Here is a 16182-nt window from a genome sequence, read left to right as displayed (position 1 = left end):
GATTTCCCGATGTTAAGAAGCAGGGTGCCTATTCCCAGGCGCCCTGCTTCTCCCTATTTCTCAATATTTCTTTACAAAAATGATGCCGGCGATAATTGCCACTGCGCACGCGCCCATCCAAGCCCAGGTCTGCGGGTCATAATCCATGATCGTGTTCGCAGCACTTTCTGTGCTGTCCGCGCTGTCCGCGCTTTCCGTGTTCTGCGCGCCTTCCGCTCCTCCCGGAGTCTTTTCTCCCATTCGGCCCATGTCTCCCGACTGGAGACTGCCCATCTGAGACGGATCACCTGCACTCGTGTCCTGAGAATCCGATGTCCCGTCCGTTTCTCCGAACCGGAATCTGCCCCTCTTCTGAATTTCGTTCTCGCCTGCGCTCTCCGAATCCGGTGCTGCGCCTGTTTCATCCGTTTGGAAATTTCTCATTCCTCGGAAACTTCCCCTCTGCGGGAATCCGCTCTCACTCGAATTCTCTGAATCTGCCGCTCCGTCCGCTTCTCCGAACGGAACGCCTCCCATCTGGGCTCTGCCGCCAAATCCCGCATTACCGGAAACATTGATGGACTGAACCTTTTCATCAAAGGTGACTTCGGTTGTTATGTCCTCCTTTCCCACGGAAGAGATGACCACAGTGTAAGTCTGTCCCTGCTCCAGCTCCGGGCTGCTGAGTGTCAGCGCCGTTGCCTCCAGCGGAATCTCCCGTGAGAGAACCGTTTCTCCGGAAGCGCTCAGAATGCTGACGATGCTTCCCGCCGCTGCGCTCTCCTCCGGCACATAGACCAGCGAACACTGACCGGAATCCGCGGAGACTTCCTCCAGCATGGTGCTGCCGCCGCAGGCGATCACCGTGCCTCCGTTGATCTGACACGTTCCGCCGTTCTCACTTCCGTAATCAAGTGCGTTGTTCGGTCCGCTTCCCGACAGGCTCACGAACACCGTTCCGCCATTAATGATAATATCGCCGTTGGAGTCAATGCCGTCGGCATCCATTCCGGTTTCGTTGATGATCGTAACGGTTCCGCCGTTGATGGTAATCGTCGGCTGAACATCGTCATCTTCATTGTCAGAATCTGAAGCGGACTCTGTATTCTCATCTTTCTGAACCTGCTGTGATGTCCGCATGCCGGTTCTCTCCGGCGTTGCCGCAGCATCTGCGACAGTCTCATTTGTACCTGCTGTATCCTGTTCTCCCGCCGATTTCTGCGCGCTGTCCTGCATTTCCGGCGGCATGCCCATGCCTCCGACCGGACCACCGCCCGGGCCGCCTCCCATTCCGAAACTGTTCTCGCCGCCATTGGCGTTGATACCGTCATCGGTCGGGTAGATGGTGATGTCTCCGCCATCGATGGTAACCGTCGGCGCCTCGATTCCCTCATAGCAGCTTTCCAGCAAAATGGTGCCGCTCTTGATGGTAATCTCCGTATCACAATGCAGTGCGTCATCCCCCGCATTCACCGTGATGGATGCGCCTGTGATCTTCAGGCTGTCATTGACATGAAAACCATCCTGGACGCAGGTGACACCGATGGTTCCGCCGGCAATCACCAGATCATCATTGGCTTCAATGCCATGTTTGTAATCTCCCTCAATGGTCAGCGCTCCGCTTCCGTTGATGGTCAGATCATCATGTGCATAAATCACGCCGCCGGTTCCGTCGGAAAGAGCTTCTTCCGAGTACTCCGCTCCGCTGTGCATCCGGTTTTCCGATCCTTCCGCCAGCGTCAGGAATACCTTGTCTGCCTCATTTACCCGCAGGCAGGCGTCATCGGAACAGGTAATATCCACGCCGTCGAGGAGAATCCACACTTTGGCTTTCTGATCAAAATCCACGATAATACTTCCGTCATCCAACGTACCGCTGATCACATACTTTCCGGGAGTTGCAATCACGAGATCACCGTTCAGAAAATACGCGCCGTCTCCTGAGACGGTTCCGCTGCTGCCTTCCAGCGTGATGGTCACGGCGGATGCGGTATCCCAGGCACTGTTCAGGTCATTTTCCGTGAATCCCCCGGAAGTCTCGGCAAGATCGGAATCCGCATCGACCATTTTTTTCAGTCCCAGCGATTCTCCGTTGATAAAGAGAATCGTGATGACCATCGCAAGGATCGTAGCAACAATGCAGATCCGGTCTATCAATTTGTTCTTGGACATATCTTCCCTTCTTTCTGAGCTTCCCGGAATCTTTCTATCTCCATGTGTTCGTCGATGCGATCCCAAGCGTTTCCGTCAGCCCATATAATCGCCGTTGTAGCTGACGAGAACGGCATGCTCCACGCCCTGCAGTTCGGTAAGCTCGTTGATAAAATCGGTGTTGTCGTCCTTCAGGCGGATTTCCATGTTCAGTTCCACTTCACCCTTCCGGGCGGTCTTGCTCTTCACCTGAGTTTTTGCGGTGTGCTGTTTCAAATACTCGGTCACATTTTTCTCACTGTCATGGCCGTCGCAGGTCACCACCACGATGTACGGAGAGGTGTGGGATTTCCGGTTTGCAAACAGAAGCAGTACAATTCCGATCATGACACTTCCGAACACTGCCAGCGGAATCATGCCGGCTGCCAGAACGATGCCGGCCGCAATGGACCAGAACAGGAACGCGATATCCATCGGCTCCTTAATCGCGGTTCTGAAACGAACGATGGACAGCGCACCGACCATACCAAGAGACAGAACCACGTTGGACGTCACGGCAAGGATGACCAGTGTGGTAATCAGTGTCAGCGCGACAAGTGTCACACCAAAACTCGATGAATACATTACGCCGGCATAGGTTTTCTTATACACATAAAAGATAAACATTCCGATGCCAAATGCCAGGATCATGGCGAGCGCCATATCCAGAATACTGACTGAGTTTACGTTGTTTAAAAAACTGGATTTGAAAATGTCGTTAAATGTCATATCATGCTCTCCTTTGTGTTCCTTACCGCTGCAGGTTCTATACGATTCCGGGTTTCCTGTCGGTTCTGGTTTTCTTTCATTTTCGGGCTCACTTTCGGTTCCGGTTCACTTACAGTTCCGGCATTCCGCTGACCGGTGCGAGAATGTTCTTTGCCTCCGGATTGCTTAACCGTAGATCCGGCAGGCGGCGTATTTGGAAAATGCCTCCGCCCGGCGTCCTTTCAGGTCCACCGCGTCGCGGATGATGTCCGGCAGATATTCGTCCCACTTGACTTCGAGAATGATGGCCGCATCACCGGCCGGGACGGTAATACAGTCCGGATTCAGAAAATCGGTTCCGTTCATCCCTGTGCGGATGTCATAGTCGATGGTGACCCGGACATTGCCCGGCCCAAAGATGAAGGGTTCTCTGGTATAATCCACGATGGTCTTCGGCTTAAGACCGCGATTTCTCATCTTAACATAGAGTTCCTTAACCAGCGGCCGGCCGTCGTCCCGCATCCATTCGATCCGTCCGTCTGCGATCGACTGCGCTTCGCCTCTGGTGAGCGCGGCGCTGAATTTACTGCAAAGGCCGTTGGTCTTGCACTTCTTCTCAAGATGGATCCGGCTTGTATCGCCGTTATAATAACGGATCCGGAATTTCTCTCTTAGATTCACTCCATCGATTTTTTCCCGCAGCGCCGTGTCATTCAGATCGTCAAAATACAGGCTCCGAATCATATATTTTCCGTCCACCGTATGCGGATCGGGCCGGGCCACCGCCCGGAGTCTCTGCCGTATCGCGATACGGTCAGCAGCATTGATCACATGTTTCCATTCATGTCGGTATTTTGTCCCCATATGCGTGCCCTCCTTTGCCGGAAAAATAATCTTTTATTTTTTCGACTTTTATATATACCATTATCAACAGAAATGTGACTTATTCATGATATTCGAGTGAACTTTTTTTCACAATTCAGCAAGCATGCGCATCCTCGCGGAGCGGTTTTAAGGTATAGGGAATTTCGCGGAAATCTCCTGTCCGTACGTACAACCTATTGCGAAAAATAAATAATGCATCGTATTGTATTTTTTTCGAAACAATTTTATAATATTTTTGCTGAAAAAAGAAATAAACAGCAGTTCCGATCTGTCCATTGCATCATAGGAGGTGACCATGAAAAAACGAATCACTGCCGGACTTCTTGCTTACAGGAAAAGGGCCGACGCACTAACTTGAGTTAGTGCGCCAGCCCCCTTCTGATGATTTCTTTGTTCCGTATAAACTTACGCCAGTCCGCCCAGCGAATTTACATTCCAGTATCCCTGTTCTTTCAGAATCGCGGCCCCTTCTTTGGCCCGATATCCACTCTGGCAATACACGAAGATCGGAAGACGCATGTCCGGATAATCCCGCGGCATCTTCATTTTCAGCTGATCCAGCGGAATATTGACACTTCCGTTCAGATGGTATTCTCCGTATTCCTCTGAGGAACGGACGTCCAGCAAAAGTGCCGGATTACCACTTTTGATAAGTTTCAGATACTGATCAAAAATCTCTTTATTCATGGCAATTATCCTTTCCAGACGCAGTGGTGAGTTTGTATTTGTAACCGATGAAAATGCATTCTCCTTTAATAATAGACGATTTTGACATATTTTTACACTAAATAAAGAGCCAAGTACATACCAAAAGAGAGTACCCTGATTTTGTCAAAACCCAGAATACTCTCTGCACATTCCGCTTTATTTCCACTGTTTTCTATTACAGTTTTCCATCGAGGATGGCACGGATAATGACATCTCCGACGGCAAAATTGTTCTCCATCGCCGTCTCGAAGATATCCGCCGACTCCGCGCTGTCCTCACTGGCAAGCTCCGCGGAGCCGCTCTTTTCCGCCCAAAGACTTTCCGGGGTTGCGCCGTGCACAAAGACATCCATGTTCACACTGTCGCGGAGACTGATCACGCGGTCCAGCATTCCCGCCTTCTCTGCTGCCTTGAACACGCCGATCTCTTCCATCTCCGCCACCGCAAACGGATCCGCGCAGCCATAGCTCTTCACTGCGGCAATACAGTTTTCGTGATCATATTTTCCTTTCCAGTAATTATCGCTGGTGATCGTCGTCCCCCTCAGAATGCCGGGATCACGGTCTGCCCATTCCTCTCCCGGGAAGGCTTGTCTCATATAGGCTCTGGTCTTCTCCGTGGTGTGAACCGGCACATTCTGAATGATGGACCAGACGCGGTCCATCAGCTCCGGGTTCAGGCGTCTCACCGCCTCATCATCAAAGTCCGAATCACGGAACCAGCTGAGAGAAGCGGGATTCTCCAGTTCCCGGCTGTCTGCGTGATGACCGAGATCGTAATCCACAGCGGCCGTGACCAGACATACATCGCCCATCACGGTACTTCCGGCGGCCGAGCCGGAACAGCCGGTGGAAAGAATGTAGGCATTGGAAAAATCGAACCGTTCATCAGAAAGGACTGCCCAGGTATTCAGAGCCGCCTGAACCTTCCCCATCCCGAGCAGATAGAGGGCGACACCATCTTTGACGTAGAGCCGACTGCTCTCATTTACTCCCCGAACGGTATACTCCGCAACGCCTTCTCCCAGATATTTCTCATAATAGAGTTGCGCCTCTCCGGCAAAATCGCCGGACATTTCTCCCACCTCAAACTTCGGAAGAATCAGTACCCGGATCGGTATTTTTTCATTTTTGGTACTCTCCGGTGTCTCTGCAGTCTCTGCAGTCTTTGAAGTCTCTTCCATCTTTGAAGTCTTTGCAATCTCTGCGGTTTCCTTCGCCGGAGCGGAACTGCAGGCCGTTCCCGCAGCAAGTGCCACGAATAAGGGCGCCAGCAATGCAGGGTGCCGGAGCCATTTCATGTTTATTCTCATTTTTCTCTCCTTGTCCTTTTGGATGAATCTTCTCTTCTGCAGCTCTTCCTTTCAACAATTCTTCTTTTGGCAACTCTTCTTTACCGTAGATCTTCTTTTCTGCAGTTCTTCTTTTCCGCAATTTTTCTTTACCGCAGTCTTTCTTTTCCGGATCATGATCTTCTGCGGACTATGCTCCTGTTTTTATCCATTTCTTCCTGTGCTCTGCACATTCAGGCTTTCAGGCAATAAACCGCATATTCCTGAAAAAGTTCAAATCCGTGGCTCTGCGCCATACGCATCGAGGGTGTATTCTTGGCGTCCCAGTGCACGGTGAGTTTCCTCTCTGCGCAGTCATTCAGCATTTCCGCTACACAGCGGTCGGCCAGACCTCTTCTCCGGTGTGCCTCCGAGGTGGTGACATCCAGCTCCACATTTTCTCCGAGAGACAAATGACTGGACACCGAACAGACGATGTCTTTCCCGTGCCAGATCACAAATCCGGACCCGCGTCGGGAAAAATCCTCATAACTCTGATAGAACGATCCGTGCCGGTACGGCTTCCGTGCAAATGCCTCCTCGTCAAAGGGCCGAAGCCGGTATTCGGACGGAAGCGAAGATACCTCCTTCACCGATTTACCGCGCAGAGGCTTCATCAGCCGTCGAAGGCAGACCGTTTCAAGATTCGGCTGCTTCCTCAGAAACCGGGCCCATTCTTCCGTCATGCATACAAGGGATTTCCCGCAAAACAAGTCGGGCCGGTCTTCAAAGAGCTCTGCGTCCGGCAGTCCGCAAAGATATGTAAAATATGCATGATAGATACTTCCTGTCCCATACTGCACACTGATTCCGTACTCTCCCGCTTTTCCTGCACGAAGAAACAATGTGTCCTTATGGAGAACGCCGCTGTCATCCCGATTCCATCGCTCAATCATATCCGCACCTCCAATATCTTTCGGTGTTTCATACCTTCTTGTCTCTATCTTACTCTATGCTGTATTTCAGTGCGAGAAAAAAAAGGATCCGATTAGAACAAAATCCGACGCAGGTCACCGCAAGATGGCACCTTACACTCAGCGGCGTGCGCATCCCTGATTCCACCCGTTCTCAGACATGGATGATCAGGTCATTCCTACATTACTACATTTCACATGTGTTTTTCTCTATGAAATGTGATTTTTTAAGGTTTTCAGGTATTTTTTCTGTTCTTCCGTAATCCTTCTGCTTTCCACGCACTTCTGAATTGCCTTGTTATGAGTCCAGTCATCCAGCCTTTTCTTCTCAAAAAAGGGCAGTACGCTCTCATATTGTTTTGCAAGGGCTGTTGCAAAATACCAGGCGATCATCATGTTGACGTAGTACTCTTCTGATCGGATTCCGGCAACCATCTCCGGATATTGCGGATCATAGTCTTCATCCAGAAAATGCTCCATCAGCATTCCCACTCCGAATCTTATGGTATACGGCTTATCCGATGCGATCCACTCTTTTATATGCGCAAGAAGCACCGCTCTGTGCTTCTTAAACATCTTCGGAGACATCTGATCACAGGTAGCCCAGTTATCTACATAGGGGAGAAACTTCTCCAGTTCCTCCATGCATTCCTCCGGATCTTTCATCCCGGAAATGATAAACGCATGCAGCTGGTTTTCTTCAAAATACTTATGAGGCAGATCTTCAAGAAACTCCTTATAATCTCCGGCTTTCAAACTTTCCTTTGCCATATTCCGGAGATCCGGAGTCCTGACTCCGATGATTGACTCGGGATTTACGGTCGGAATGATCTTTATCTGCATATCGCGATATTTCCGGTCCTGAAGAGTATTCAGTTTCTTATACAACTCTGTTTTCTTCATGCTCTGTCACCTCTGTATGATTCCCTGCATCGTTTCCATGCAGCTTTTCCCTGTAGCTCTTTCACGCAGCGTTTCCGTGCATCATTTTCTCACATCATTTCCGTGCAGCTTTTCCAAGCATCATTTCCATGCAGCGCTTTTCAAGCATTCTCCCCTTACAGATACTTCTCAATCTCGCTTTGCTCTATGACGCTTTTTCCGAGAAGGGTAATTGCCTGCCTGGGGCATTTGTTTATGCATCTGTAACACATTGTACATCGCGATCCTGAAACTGCCTTCTGTTCCGTAACCGTAATGTTTTTCATCGGGCACAGTGTTTCACATTTCCCGCAGCCGATACACTTTTCTTTGTCAATCTTCAGTTTTGATGTATATTCTTTTGTCTTATGTCCGAAGTATAATCTCTGTCCAAAGAAACCGGCGAGCCAATAGAACGGACCTAACCCCTCATTCGCAGGATGGCCTTCTTTCAGATCCTTAACCGCTTTCTTTACCTTTTGTTCAGCCTCTCTGACAAGTTCCCGATTCGTTTCCAGGGGACGTTTCAATGCTTTCACATCTGCGACGATATCCGGCATCCTGACGTGAAGTCCACCGACCACTTCCGCACCGCAGCTTTTCAGAATACGTCCGAGCAATCCGGCCCCATCGCCGCTGAAAAGTCCCATCGTTGCAATCACAAAGACCTTTTTATTCTTCCACAGTCCCTTATTATCTACGATAAAATCACGCATCATCTTAGGAACCGTACTGAATTGTACAGGATACGCAAACACGATCCGTTCAGCATTTTTAATTGCCAATAACGCATCATGATCTTCAATAGAATATGTTGCAGCGTTGCCATCATATTCCCTGCAAAACTGCTCTATGATATATTTCGAATTACCTGTCCCGCTAAAATATATGCCAACCATAGTTTTCCTTCTCCTCTTGCATAACATTCGAATCACTGAATATCCTGCCGATCTGATGAATCCCTTTGATCCTGTCAAAAGATGCTGATGAGATCGTTAAGCTGTTTGAAGATCTCGGCTTTGAACGAACACATACGAAAGACGATCTCTAGGGACATAAAGAACTATTCTTTCTTCTGCCTTCTCCGAATCAAGAATACAATATATGCGCCAATTGCTACACCGATTGTGTTTAAGATCAAGTCATCAACATCCGTATGTCTTCCGAGACAAAAGAGCTGAGTCACTTCGATAAGTAGAGTAAACCCAGCACCTGCAAATATGGTTTTTCTAATCGTATCTAGTCTGCTAAAACAAATCGGCCATACAATCCCAACCGGTATGAACATTGTGATATTCCCAATAATATTCATCTTCCAACCATCATACCGGTCTACAAGAAAATAAAATGGAATGAAACTGGTCATATCACGGATATCATCTCCAAAGCCTACCTTTAATGTCGGTATCTTTCCATTCTCAAGATGGAATCCGAAGTATACAAATCTGCAAATAACAACAATGCACACATAAACCAAAAGCTGCCGACATTCATGCTTTACTGAAAATGTCTTCGATTTCATCGCTATGATACATCGAGTAATTATCCATATTATTGTTATAAATAGAAAAAGTTGAAAGTATGTGATCTCAATCATTTTCTCCGTGATCCTTAAAACTCGGATTGTTGTCGTAAACATAACTGGAATTCAAAGTTTTATCATTGTTGCCAGCTTCTTGCCACATAGTATCCCCAAAATACAGCAGCCACAGCTTAACATCACATATATCCCACCTGTAGTATATTGCTTATTACCAAAACACATATCTACCTTTCTCTGCTCAGTTATGCTGAAAGATAAATTAGCTACTATATCATCTGAAAATGCCTCAAAGCATCTTCTATAGCCTTCACCTTTTCCTCCGGACATCCCGGCTGTCTACTATTCTCAGATTTTGGCTTATTATAGTTTTCACGATCTATAATTCCATGCTTCTGCTTTACCTGAGCAATATTCAGATTTGTCACATGAAATCCATAATTCTTCTGCACCCATTCCTCGATCTCTTTGTATGTTGCCTTAGCTTCTGCACTTGTCAAATCAAGCTCGTCCATATCTACCTTTACGTTGATATGATGCTTTGCTTCATGAAGTTTGGACAATAAACATACAGTTTCGACAGTTGTTTCAGCTTCCAAGGGAAGTTCTTTCACTTCCTCGCCATCAACAGGCACAGGGAAATTGAATACGATCTTCTTTATCCAGCTTCCGTCTTTCCTTTTCTCCGGGAACATTTCAATTCGCTCGATAAAGGCTTTCATAAACTCTTTCTGTTCCGCTTCCGTTGCGGAATGGTAGACTTCATCAAATGCCAGTAAGAGCCGATAGATATTGTCGCCGGAGATTTTCTCCTGCTGAATGCTGCGGATTTGGCTTTGCAATTCCCCAATCTGAACTTCGATATCCTCTATGGTATCATACTGCTCATCATAGCGGCGCTGCAAGTCCAAAATCTTTCTGTCATAGTGGGCATCGTTGATGTCCAAGGTGTCCATCTGACGCTCCAAGCGGCTTTTTGTTCCAAAGGCTTGCTTTAACTGACCTTGCAGAACGGCGATCTGCTTTTCCATATCCTCTGTATCAACTGCCGAGCCGATTTTCGCCTGAATCGCTTCTACAAACCGAGGATTGTTGACCATAGCGGATATAATCTTTGCCACAAACTTATTGATTTCCGTCTGCTCGATATTCAGTCGGAAGCTGCACTCATGCCCGGTTGGTGTTACTGTGTTTTTACAGTAGTAATAATATCTTGTTTTCTTGTCCTTGCTGTGAGCCTTGGCGATATTGCCATACATACTCTTTCCGCAGCATGGACATTTCAGAATACCGGACAGGATATGTGCGTGATCTGGATTATTGACCTTTTCCCGCTTAAAGGAATTGATCTTGCGCTTTTCCTGTGCCAAATACCAATCTTCTTCCGAAACGATTGCTTCGTGTTGCCCATCATAAATAGGGAACTCTGACTGCTCAACCACGTGCATCTCGTTTCTTGTACCTTGCTTCTTTTCCGTCCTGCGTCTGCCATAGGCTATCTTACCCATGTAAACAGGATTGTCCAGTACGTCCTGCACGAAGCTCCTTGAAAATCCGGGAATGGTATTGTTCTGCCGCAGCTTCTTGACAAAGCCATTGCGATTCAGGTATTTTGCAACTCCAGCAACCCCCTCGTTGGTGTGAATATAACGGTCATAAATAACACGGATTACTTCCACTTCATCCTCGGCAATAACAAGATCGCCGTTTTCCAGACTATATCCATAAGGGGCAAATCCGCCGTTCCACTTGCCCTCACGAGCCTTTTGCTCCCGTCCTGCCATTGTTTGGGTGCGGATATTCTCTCGCTCGATTTCTGCCACCGCAGACAGCACGGAAATCATCAGTTTTCCGGCGTCCTTAGAGCTGTCAATGCCATCCTCCACGCAGATCAGATTGACACCGAAATCCTGCATGAGCTGCAAAGAGTTCAGAACATCCGCTGCATTTCTGCCAAATCGGGAAAGCTTAAAGACCAGCACATAGGAAACGCCGTCTTTGCAGTCCTGAATGTCATTCAGCATCCGTTGAAAATCCTGCCGTCCTTGGATGTTCTTTCCGGAAAAGCCCTCGTCAGAATACTCCCCCGCAATAACCATATCTTCGTATGCCGCATACTTCCGCAGTTTGTCACGCTGGGCATCCAAGCTGTACCCGTCAACCTGCATAGAGGTGGACACTCTTGTATAAAGATAGCATTTAGTTTGTTTCTTTTTCAGAATCGCCACCTCCCTCATCCATTTCTTTTACCATAAGTCCCTCGTTGCGGATATAATACTCCAAAAGCCACAGCACATAATCCGGTGCATGGCGGTTATCCAATTCCCACTCGGTCATAGTCCGGTAAGGGATATGGACGAGCTTGCAAAAATCTTTCCGGTTCAGTCCTGTACTTTCCCGCAACTTGATAATTCTGTTCTTACAATCCATCTGTCTTTTCTCCATTAAAAACAAAAATACACGTTGCGTAATCATTATAGCATAGCTACACCGAATACGCAACGTGTAAATTGTAAATTTTTACGCAGCCTTATTCGTCAAAGGCTGCGCTTGATTTCTTTCCTCGGAATGCTCTACTTTCTGCTGGGCATCCTGTTCCAATTTATCCAAAACCTGATGTCCGTATTTCTGGAGCATCTGGCTCATAACATCCACACAGCGGACAAATGCCGCATTATACTTTGCATCCTCATAATATTTCTTCAATAGGCAGTTACCTCCATCAAATTTCCATGTCCTGTCCACGCTTGCGGGCAGGTGCTTTGTGTTCCTGTGTTTCCTTTCCTCTGGCGAGGATAGAATTGATAAAAGCCCAAACCTTTTCGGATGCAACTTCCAGTGCATCAAGGAAAGGCTGGGCTTTCTGTTTCAATTCCTGATATTTTTTATTTGCTTCTTCACATCGCTGCTTCCAAATGGATGCAGACTTTTGAGCCGATTCCAGTTTCCCTTTCAATCGCTCATTCTCTGCATTGATGATAATGCCATTGGTGGCATAGCGTTTCAGCGTGTCACATTCATCCGGTGTCAGCGTGATATTGTTTCCGAATTTAACTTTCTTACCCATCGCTTCAATATCCTGCACCGTCAGAGCAACGGTCTTTACTGCCTTGGTTTCCTTTTGCAGAGCTTCCAGTTTCTTTTTCTGTTTCTCTGTGGCAGCCTTGGCATCCTCCAAACTTTGTTCTGCCTGTGCCACCTGTCCGGTCACAGCTTCCAAACGCTGCTGCTCTGCCTGCACCTTAAACTGTGTCACCGTCAGATGTTCTTCAGTGCTGCCACGTTCTCCACGCTCCACATCGTCATATCCGGCTGCACGCATGAACTGAAAGAAGTCATCCTGCAACACACTGTAGGATGACTTCAATATCTTTTTTCCTTTTGCGTTAATCATGGGATTACCGTTTTCGTCAAGCACCGGCTTGCAGTCCCATTTCTTACTTCGACTGACCTGCGTGATCGTTTCCTTTACGGTTCCCCGGAGGGCTTCATCCTTACACCGCTTCGACCAAAGGATCTGCTTTTCCACCACAGGGATATAAACCACATGAAGATGGTAGTGGTACACATCCTCGCCCAGCGCTTCGGACATTGCCTGGTTGCGTTCATCGGCGTGCATCACAGCGGAGAGGATATACTGTTCACCGCCCACGATCTCCACAGCGGCTTTATAGGCATCGGCATAAAACTGTTTTGCAAATTCATAGCCGCCGTGGTTATAGAAGTAAGCGGAGTTCACATCAAAAACTAACTCGCCGTATTTAACTGCGTCCGGTTTCAGACCTCTGGTAGAGATGATCTTGTCCTGCTCCATCTGCTCAAACATTTTTACATAATCATCGGTAGGAGCTTTGAAATGGACATTCAGGGTCGTGCGTTCCGGCACAATGTCCTGATTGCTGTAGCTGTCCTTTTCACGCTCATTGTGTTCCTGTATTTTTGCTACATCGTCCGGAGTTTCCAAGTCCTGATTCCGGGCTACGGTGCGGTCTATTCCATCATTTCTTGCCATAGATTTTTTGTCCTTTCTTTGAGATTTGCAGACAGCGGGGAGCTACGGAGAGGCACTTTTTCAAAGTGTAATAACCCACTATAACACTTTCATCCATACTGGCTGCAAAGTGCCGTGGGCTCTCCGAGGGCTCTCCCGAGGGGGAGTGCGGTCGCTGCGGCGACCTCTGCTGACCAAGGCGAAAATGTCTGCAACTTTTCTTATGGTCAGCCCGTCTGCATGAAGCTGTTCCGGCGAACTTCCTCTTGCAGACGGTGGCAGCGAAAACCGTATCTTTCACTGCCATCCATAGGCAGCACTGCGGTGCGCCTATGGGGACGGGAGAAGCGAGGGGCTGCTGCCGGGGCATCATTTCTCCCGTCTTTGCTGCCATACGATGTCGTATCCCAGCACATCGGCAAGCTCCAATACTTCCTTGTATCGGATGCTTTCCCGCTGTAATTTTGCGGACAGGTTGGAAACGCTGTCGCTCCAACCGTATTCGTCCGAGAGCAGGTCAACAACTTCCTGCATGGTCATCCCAGCACGGATGATCTGTGCCTTTATTTCGTTGCGTACATTCATATTGAAAAATCCTCCATATTTTTGATTTGTGGTTTGGTGCAAAGGCTACTCTCCAAAGCGGAGCAGATGCACCGAACAGTAAAAAATCTGCTTTCTCCTAAATCGTTTTAATTTTATGGGTGCGATACTCTGTCCATATAGGCATATATCCCACTTTACTGTTCCATGCGGTTTGGTCTGGAACAGTGAAAACACCTACTGTTCCGTGAACCGGGTGCATGGTTTGGAGAAGCACGATTTGGTGAAATGGTTTCGTTCTGCGGTCAAGAACTTTGCTGTTTTCATTACCATTGATTTTCAATGCCCGAAAACAGCTCAATTCTGACCGCTGATTGTTCCTATAAAAAAGAAAAACGGGCAAAACACTGCGTACATACATACAGAAAATGAAAGACAGGAATCAGTCCTGCCATTCCTCCGGTACGTACGTACATGGCGAAACGTCGTAAAACCCGTTTATATTAGGTCGTGCCACAGCTTCCACGCCCATAAACCCCCATACCCGCCGTCCGGCAGAATTAGTGATGTTGTTGCAATGCTCCAAATTAAATTTCTTCGCATTGGCAACCATGGCATCGCTGAAGCTGCGGGCTTTCAGAGGGGCAAGGGAGTTTTCCTCGCACCACAGGCGATAGATAGCGTAGAAGTCCTTGGAACTGATGGAAGCATCCGCTTTGCGCCGGATATACCCCTCGGAATCCATGAAGTCAAAAATGTTGTTATTGTCACGCTTGACCGCTTCCCGGTTTGCACGGATGCGGTCACTCTCCGTAAACTTAAAGTTGTTGGCAGCGAGCCGCTGTAAGCCTTCAAACGCCCAAAGGAAAATCCCCTCGGCTTCGGCTTTCATTTTCTCTGCAAGGTCGGGATCATCGGCTCTGCCTACGGGTTTTTCCTTGGTAGTCAACACAAGCTGTCTGCGGTAAAACCCATCGCTGCGGTCATACAGGGCTTGCAGATCGCCGTTGCTGAATGCCAGTAATCGGCAGAACATCCAGCCCTGATAACTCTGTTTGTTCTTTCGCTCCAAATCCATTCTGCCTTGCGCTGTCACAATGGATTTTACATAGTTGGTCTGACGCAGAGCTTCCATGCACATATCATCATCCACACACAGCAGGATGTGTTCCAGATCAGCACGGGCGAAGCGGTCTTTAGAAATCTTACCGATACTGCCGTCTTTCATATTCGTACCGAATATAGCAGAAAGCACCGAACCGATTTGAGATTTGCCCTCGCCGCCGTTGCCCTTAATCACCATCATGCGCTGTCCCTTGTTGGAGGGAATCAGGCAATAGCCGATAAATTCCTGCAAGGTGGGGATGTCCTCCGGGTACAGCAGACCGTCCAGAAAGTTCAGCCACAGGGCAGGCGCAGAAGCATCTGGATTGTAGGAAACAGGCAAGCGGCTCTGTACGATTTCCTGTTTCCCCTCGATAAATCTTCCATCCAGCATAAGTGTTCCGTTGGCAACATGGAGGCGGTCAGGCTGGGGAGGAAGATCCTCAACCATTGCTTCCAGTTTCAGCAATTCCATGATGTTTTTGATCTTCTGCGGTACGCTGCTGATGGTGTAGCTTTTCAGCTTTTCGTAGACCTCTCCCCGCAGGACAATATCATCCGTTACCCGTCCATTGGGCGTAAAGAAAGCTCTGTTTGCAAAGATGATTCTGCGCTCTTGCAGAAATTCTTCACAAAACAGAGCTTCGTTGATGTTCTGCCCCTCAAACCAGACAGGCAAGTTCATATCAGGCATTTTCCGTTTCTTCGCCATGGTGCGCCACCTCCTTTTTCTTTCGTGCGGTGTACTCTTGCAGAAAAGCAATTTTGCCATCTTGCATCAGCTTGTCCACCAATGCCACCCGTTCTTCCAGATCACCCACGGTAAGCACATCTGCCATATATTCGATATGGCAGTGCATCTGGCAGGCTTCCACAAAACGGTCATCATAAGGCTCGTCCGGTGTTTTGGGTGCATACAGCACTTTCCAATTCTCCAACAGATGCAGATAATCCGTCAGCACACGGAAGCAAAGCATTTCATCCTCCCGGAACTGTCGGATATGGGGGCGCTTTGGCTTGACCATAGCTGCGGCAGTGGGTGGTTTCGGGTCAAGCCCGAAGTCCGCAGCCAACTTTTGTGCCGCTTGCAAACTCGTCAGATTGAACAGCCTTGCCACAAGGTCAATTACATCCCCCTTGGCTCCGCAGCCGAAGCAGAAGAAATAATCTTCATTCAGCTTCAGGCTCGGATGCCTGTCATTGTGGAACGGGCAGCAAGCCATGCCGTTGCGGTTGACTTTCAGCCCGTAGTGTTCGGCGGCTTGCTTTACGCTGATTGCCGCCTTGATGTTTTCATAGATTGTCATAGAAAAACCTCCGTTCATAATAGTCTGGAAAGCACGAAGCACCCGCCGTGATTGGCAGGTGC

The 16182-nt window shown here is 48.3% G+C and carries 16 protein-coding genes; all 16 read right to left on the bottom strand.

The features are described from left to right. Positions 1-60: 60 nt before the first annotated feature. The 16 genes from BR86_RS0109685 to BR86_RS0109590 all read right to left on the bottom strand — a co-directional run bounded on the left by BR86_RS0109685 (position 61) and on the right by BR86_RS0109590 (position 16120). Positions 61-2151: a carbohydrate-binding domain-containing protein gene (locus BR86_RS0109685; protein WP_031473435.1), complete on the bottom strand. Its 2091-nt coding sequence runs from the start codon at positions 2149-2151 to the stop codon at positions 61-63. Positions 2152-2226: 75 nt separating this feature from the next. Then, positions 2227-2898: a DUF4956 domain-containing protein gene (locus BR86_RS0109680; protein WP_031473432.1), complete on the bottom strand. Its 672-nt coding sequence runs from the start codon at positions 2896-2898 to the stop codon at positions 2227-2229. Positions 2899-3063: 165 nt separating this feature from the next. Next, positions 3064-3741, bottom strand: coding sequence for a polyphosphate polymerase domain-containing protein (locus tag BR86_RS0109675; RefSeq protein ID WP_031473430.1), 678 nt, complete (start codon positions 3739-3741; stop codon positions 3064-3066). Between the two features lie 426 nt (positions 3742-4167). Then, entirely contained in the window at positions 4168-4449 is a 282-nt protein-coding gene (locus BR86_RS0109670) for a rhodanese-like domain-containing protein (RefSeq protein ID WP_051684722.1), read from the bottom strand. Positions 4450-4645: 196 nt separating this feature from the next. Further along, positions 4646-5782 (bottom strand): phosphorylase family protein, encoded by a 1137-nt coding sequence (locus tag BR86_RS0109665; RefSeq protein WP_081844216.1) that lies wholly within the window; start codon positions 5780-5782, stop codon positions 4646-4648. Positions 5783-5994: 212 nt separating this feature from the next. Next, the gene (locus BR86_RS0109655) at positions 5995-6696 is read right to left on the bottom strand and encodes a GNAT family N-acetyltransferase (protein WP_031473424.1); all 702 of its coding nucleotides are present in this window, start codon (positions 6694-6696) and stop codon (positions 5995-5997) included. 228 nt (positions 6697-6924) lie between these two features. Beyond that, positions 6925-7617, bottom strand: a complete 693-nt coding sequence (locus BR86_RS0109650) for a DNA alkylation repair protein (RefSeq protein ID WP_031473422.1) — start codon at positions 7615-7617, stop codon at positions 6925-6927. A 155-nt stretch (positions 7618-7772) separates the two neighbouring features. Further along, a complete protein-coding gene (locus tag BR86_RS0109645) occupies positions 7773-8534 on the bottom strand; it encodes an EFR1 family ferrodoxin (RefSeq protein ID WP_031473420.1) in 762 nt (253 codons plus the stop codon). A gap of 164 nt (positions 8535-8698) precedes the next feature. Then, positions 8699-9157 (bottom strand): VanZ family protein, encoded by a 459-nt coding sequence (locus BR86_RS16605; RefSeq protein WP_242841595.1) that lies wholly within the window; start codon positions 9155-9157, stop codon positions 8699-8701. A gap of 287 nt (positions 9158-9444) precedes the next feature. Next, on the bottom strand, positions 9445-11394 hold the full coding sequence (locus BR86_RS14720; RefSeq protein WP_075034474.1) for a recombinase family protein: 1950 nt from the start codon (positions 11392-11394) through the stop codon (positions 9445-9447). After that, complete coding sequence (locus tag BR86_RS0109625) at positions 11375-11605, bottom strand: helix-turn-helix domain-containing protein (protein WP_031473414.1); 231 nt, start codon at positions 11603-11605, stop codon at positions 11375-11377. Before BR86_RS0109625 ends, BR86_RS14720 begins: the two co-directional genes overlap by 20 nt. Positions 11606-11695: 90 nt before the next feature. Continuing rightward, entirely contained in the window at positions 11696-11881 is a 186-nt protein-coding gene (locus BR86_RS0109620; RefSeq protein ID WP_031473412.1) for a hypothetical protein, read from the bottom strand. Positions 11882-11897: 16 nt separating this feature from the next. Continuing rightward, the gene (locus BR86_RS0109615; protein ID WP_031473410.1) at positions 11898-13187 is read right to left on the bottom strand and encodes a plasmid recombination protein; all 1290 of its coding nucleotides are present in this window, start codon (positions 13185-13187) and stop codon (positions 11898-11900) included. A 348-nt stretch (positions 13188-13535) separates the two neighbouring features. Further along, positions 13536-13751 (bottom strand): hypothetical protein, encoded by a 216-nt coding sequence (locus BR86_RS0109605; RefSeq protein WP_031473406.1) that lies wholly within the window; start codon positions 13749-13751, stop codon positions 13536-13538. A 400-nt stretch (positions 13752-14151) separates the two neighbouring features. Next, complete coding sequence (locus tag BR86_RS0109595) at positions 14152-15525, bottom strand: DNA primase family protein (RefSeq protein WP_031473402.1); 1374 nt, start codon at positions 15523-15525, stop codon at positions 14152-14154. Further along, complete coding sequence (locus BR86_RS0109590) at positions 15500-16120, bottom strand: CHC2 zinc finger domain-containing protein (protein WP_031473400.1); 621 nt, start codon at positions 16118-16120, stop codon at positions 15500-15502. Before BR86_RS0109590 ends, BR86_RS0109595 begins: the two co-directional genes overlap by 26 nt. Between the last annotated feature and the right edge of the window lie 62 nt (positions 16121-16182).

It is taken from the genome of [Clostridium] aminophilum DSM 10710 (assembly GCF_000711825.1).
In the GTDB taxonomy this organism is placed as follows: Bacteria; Bacillota; Clostridia; order Lachnospirales; family Lachnospiraceae; genus Clostridium_R; species Clostridium_R aminophilum.
The sequence above is the reverse complement of the archived record's forward strand: the minus strand, read 5'-3'. Positions and strand labels throughout refer to the sequence as shown.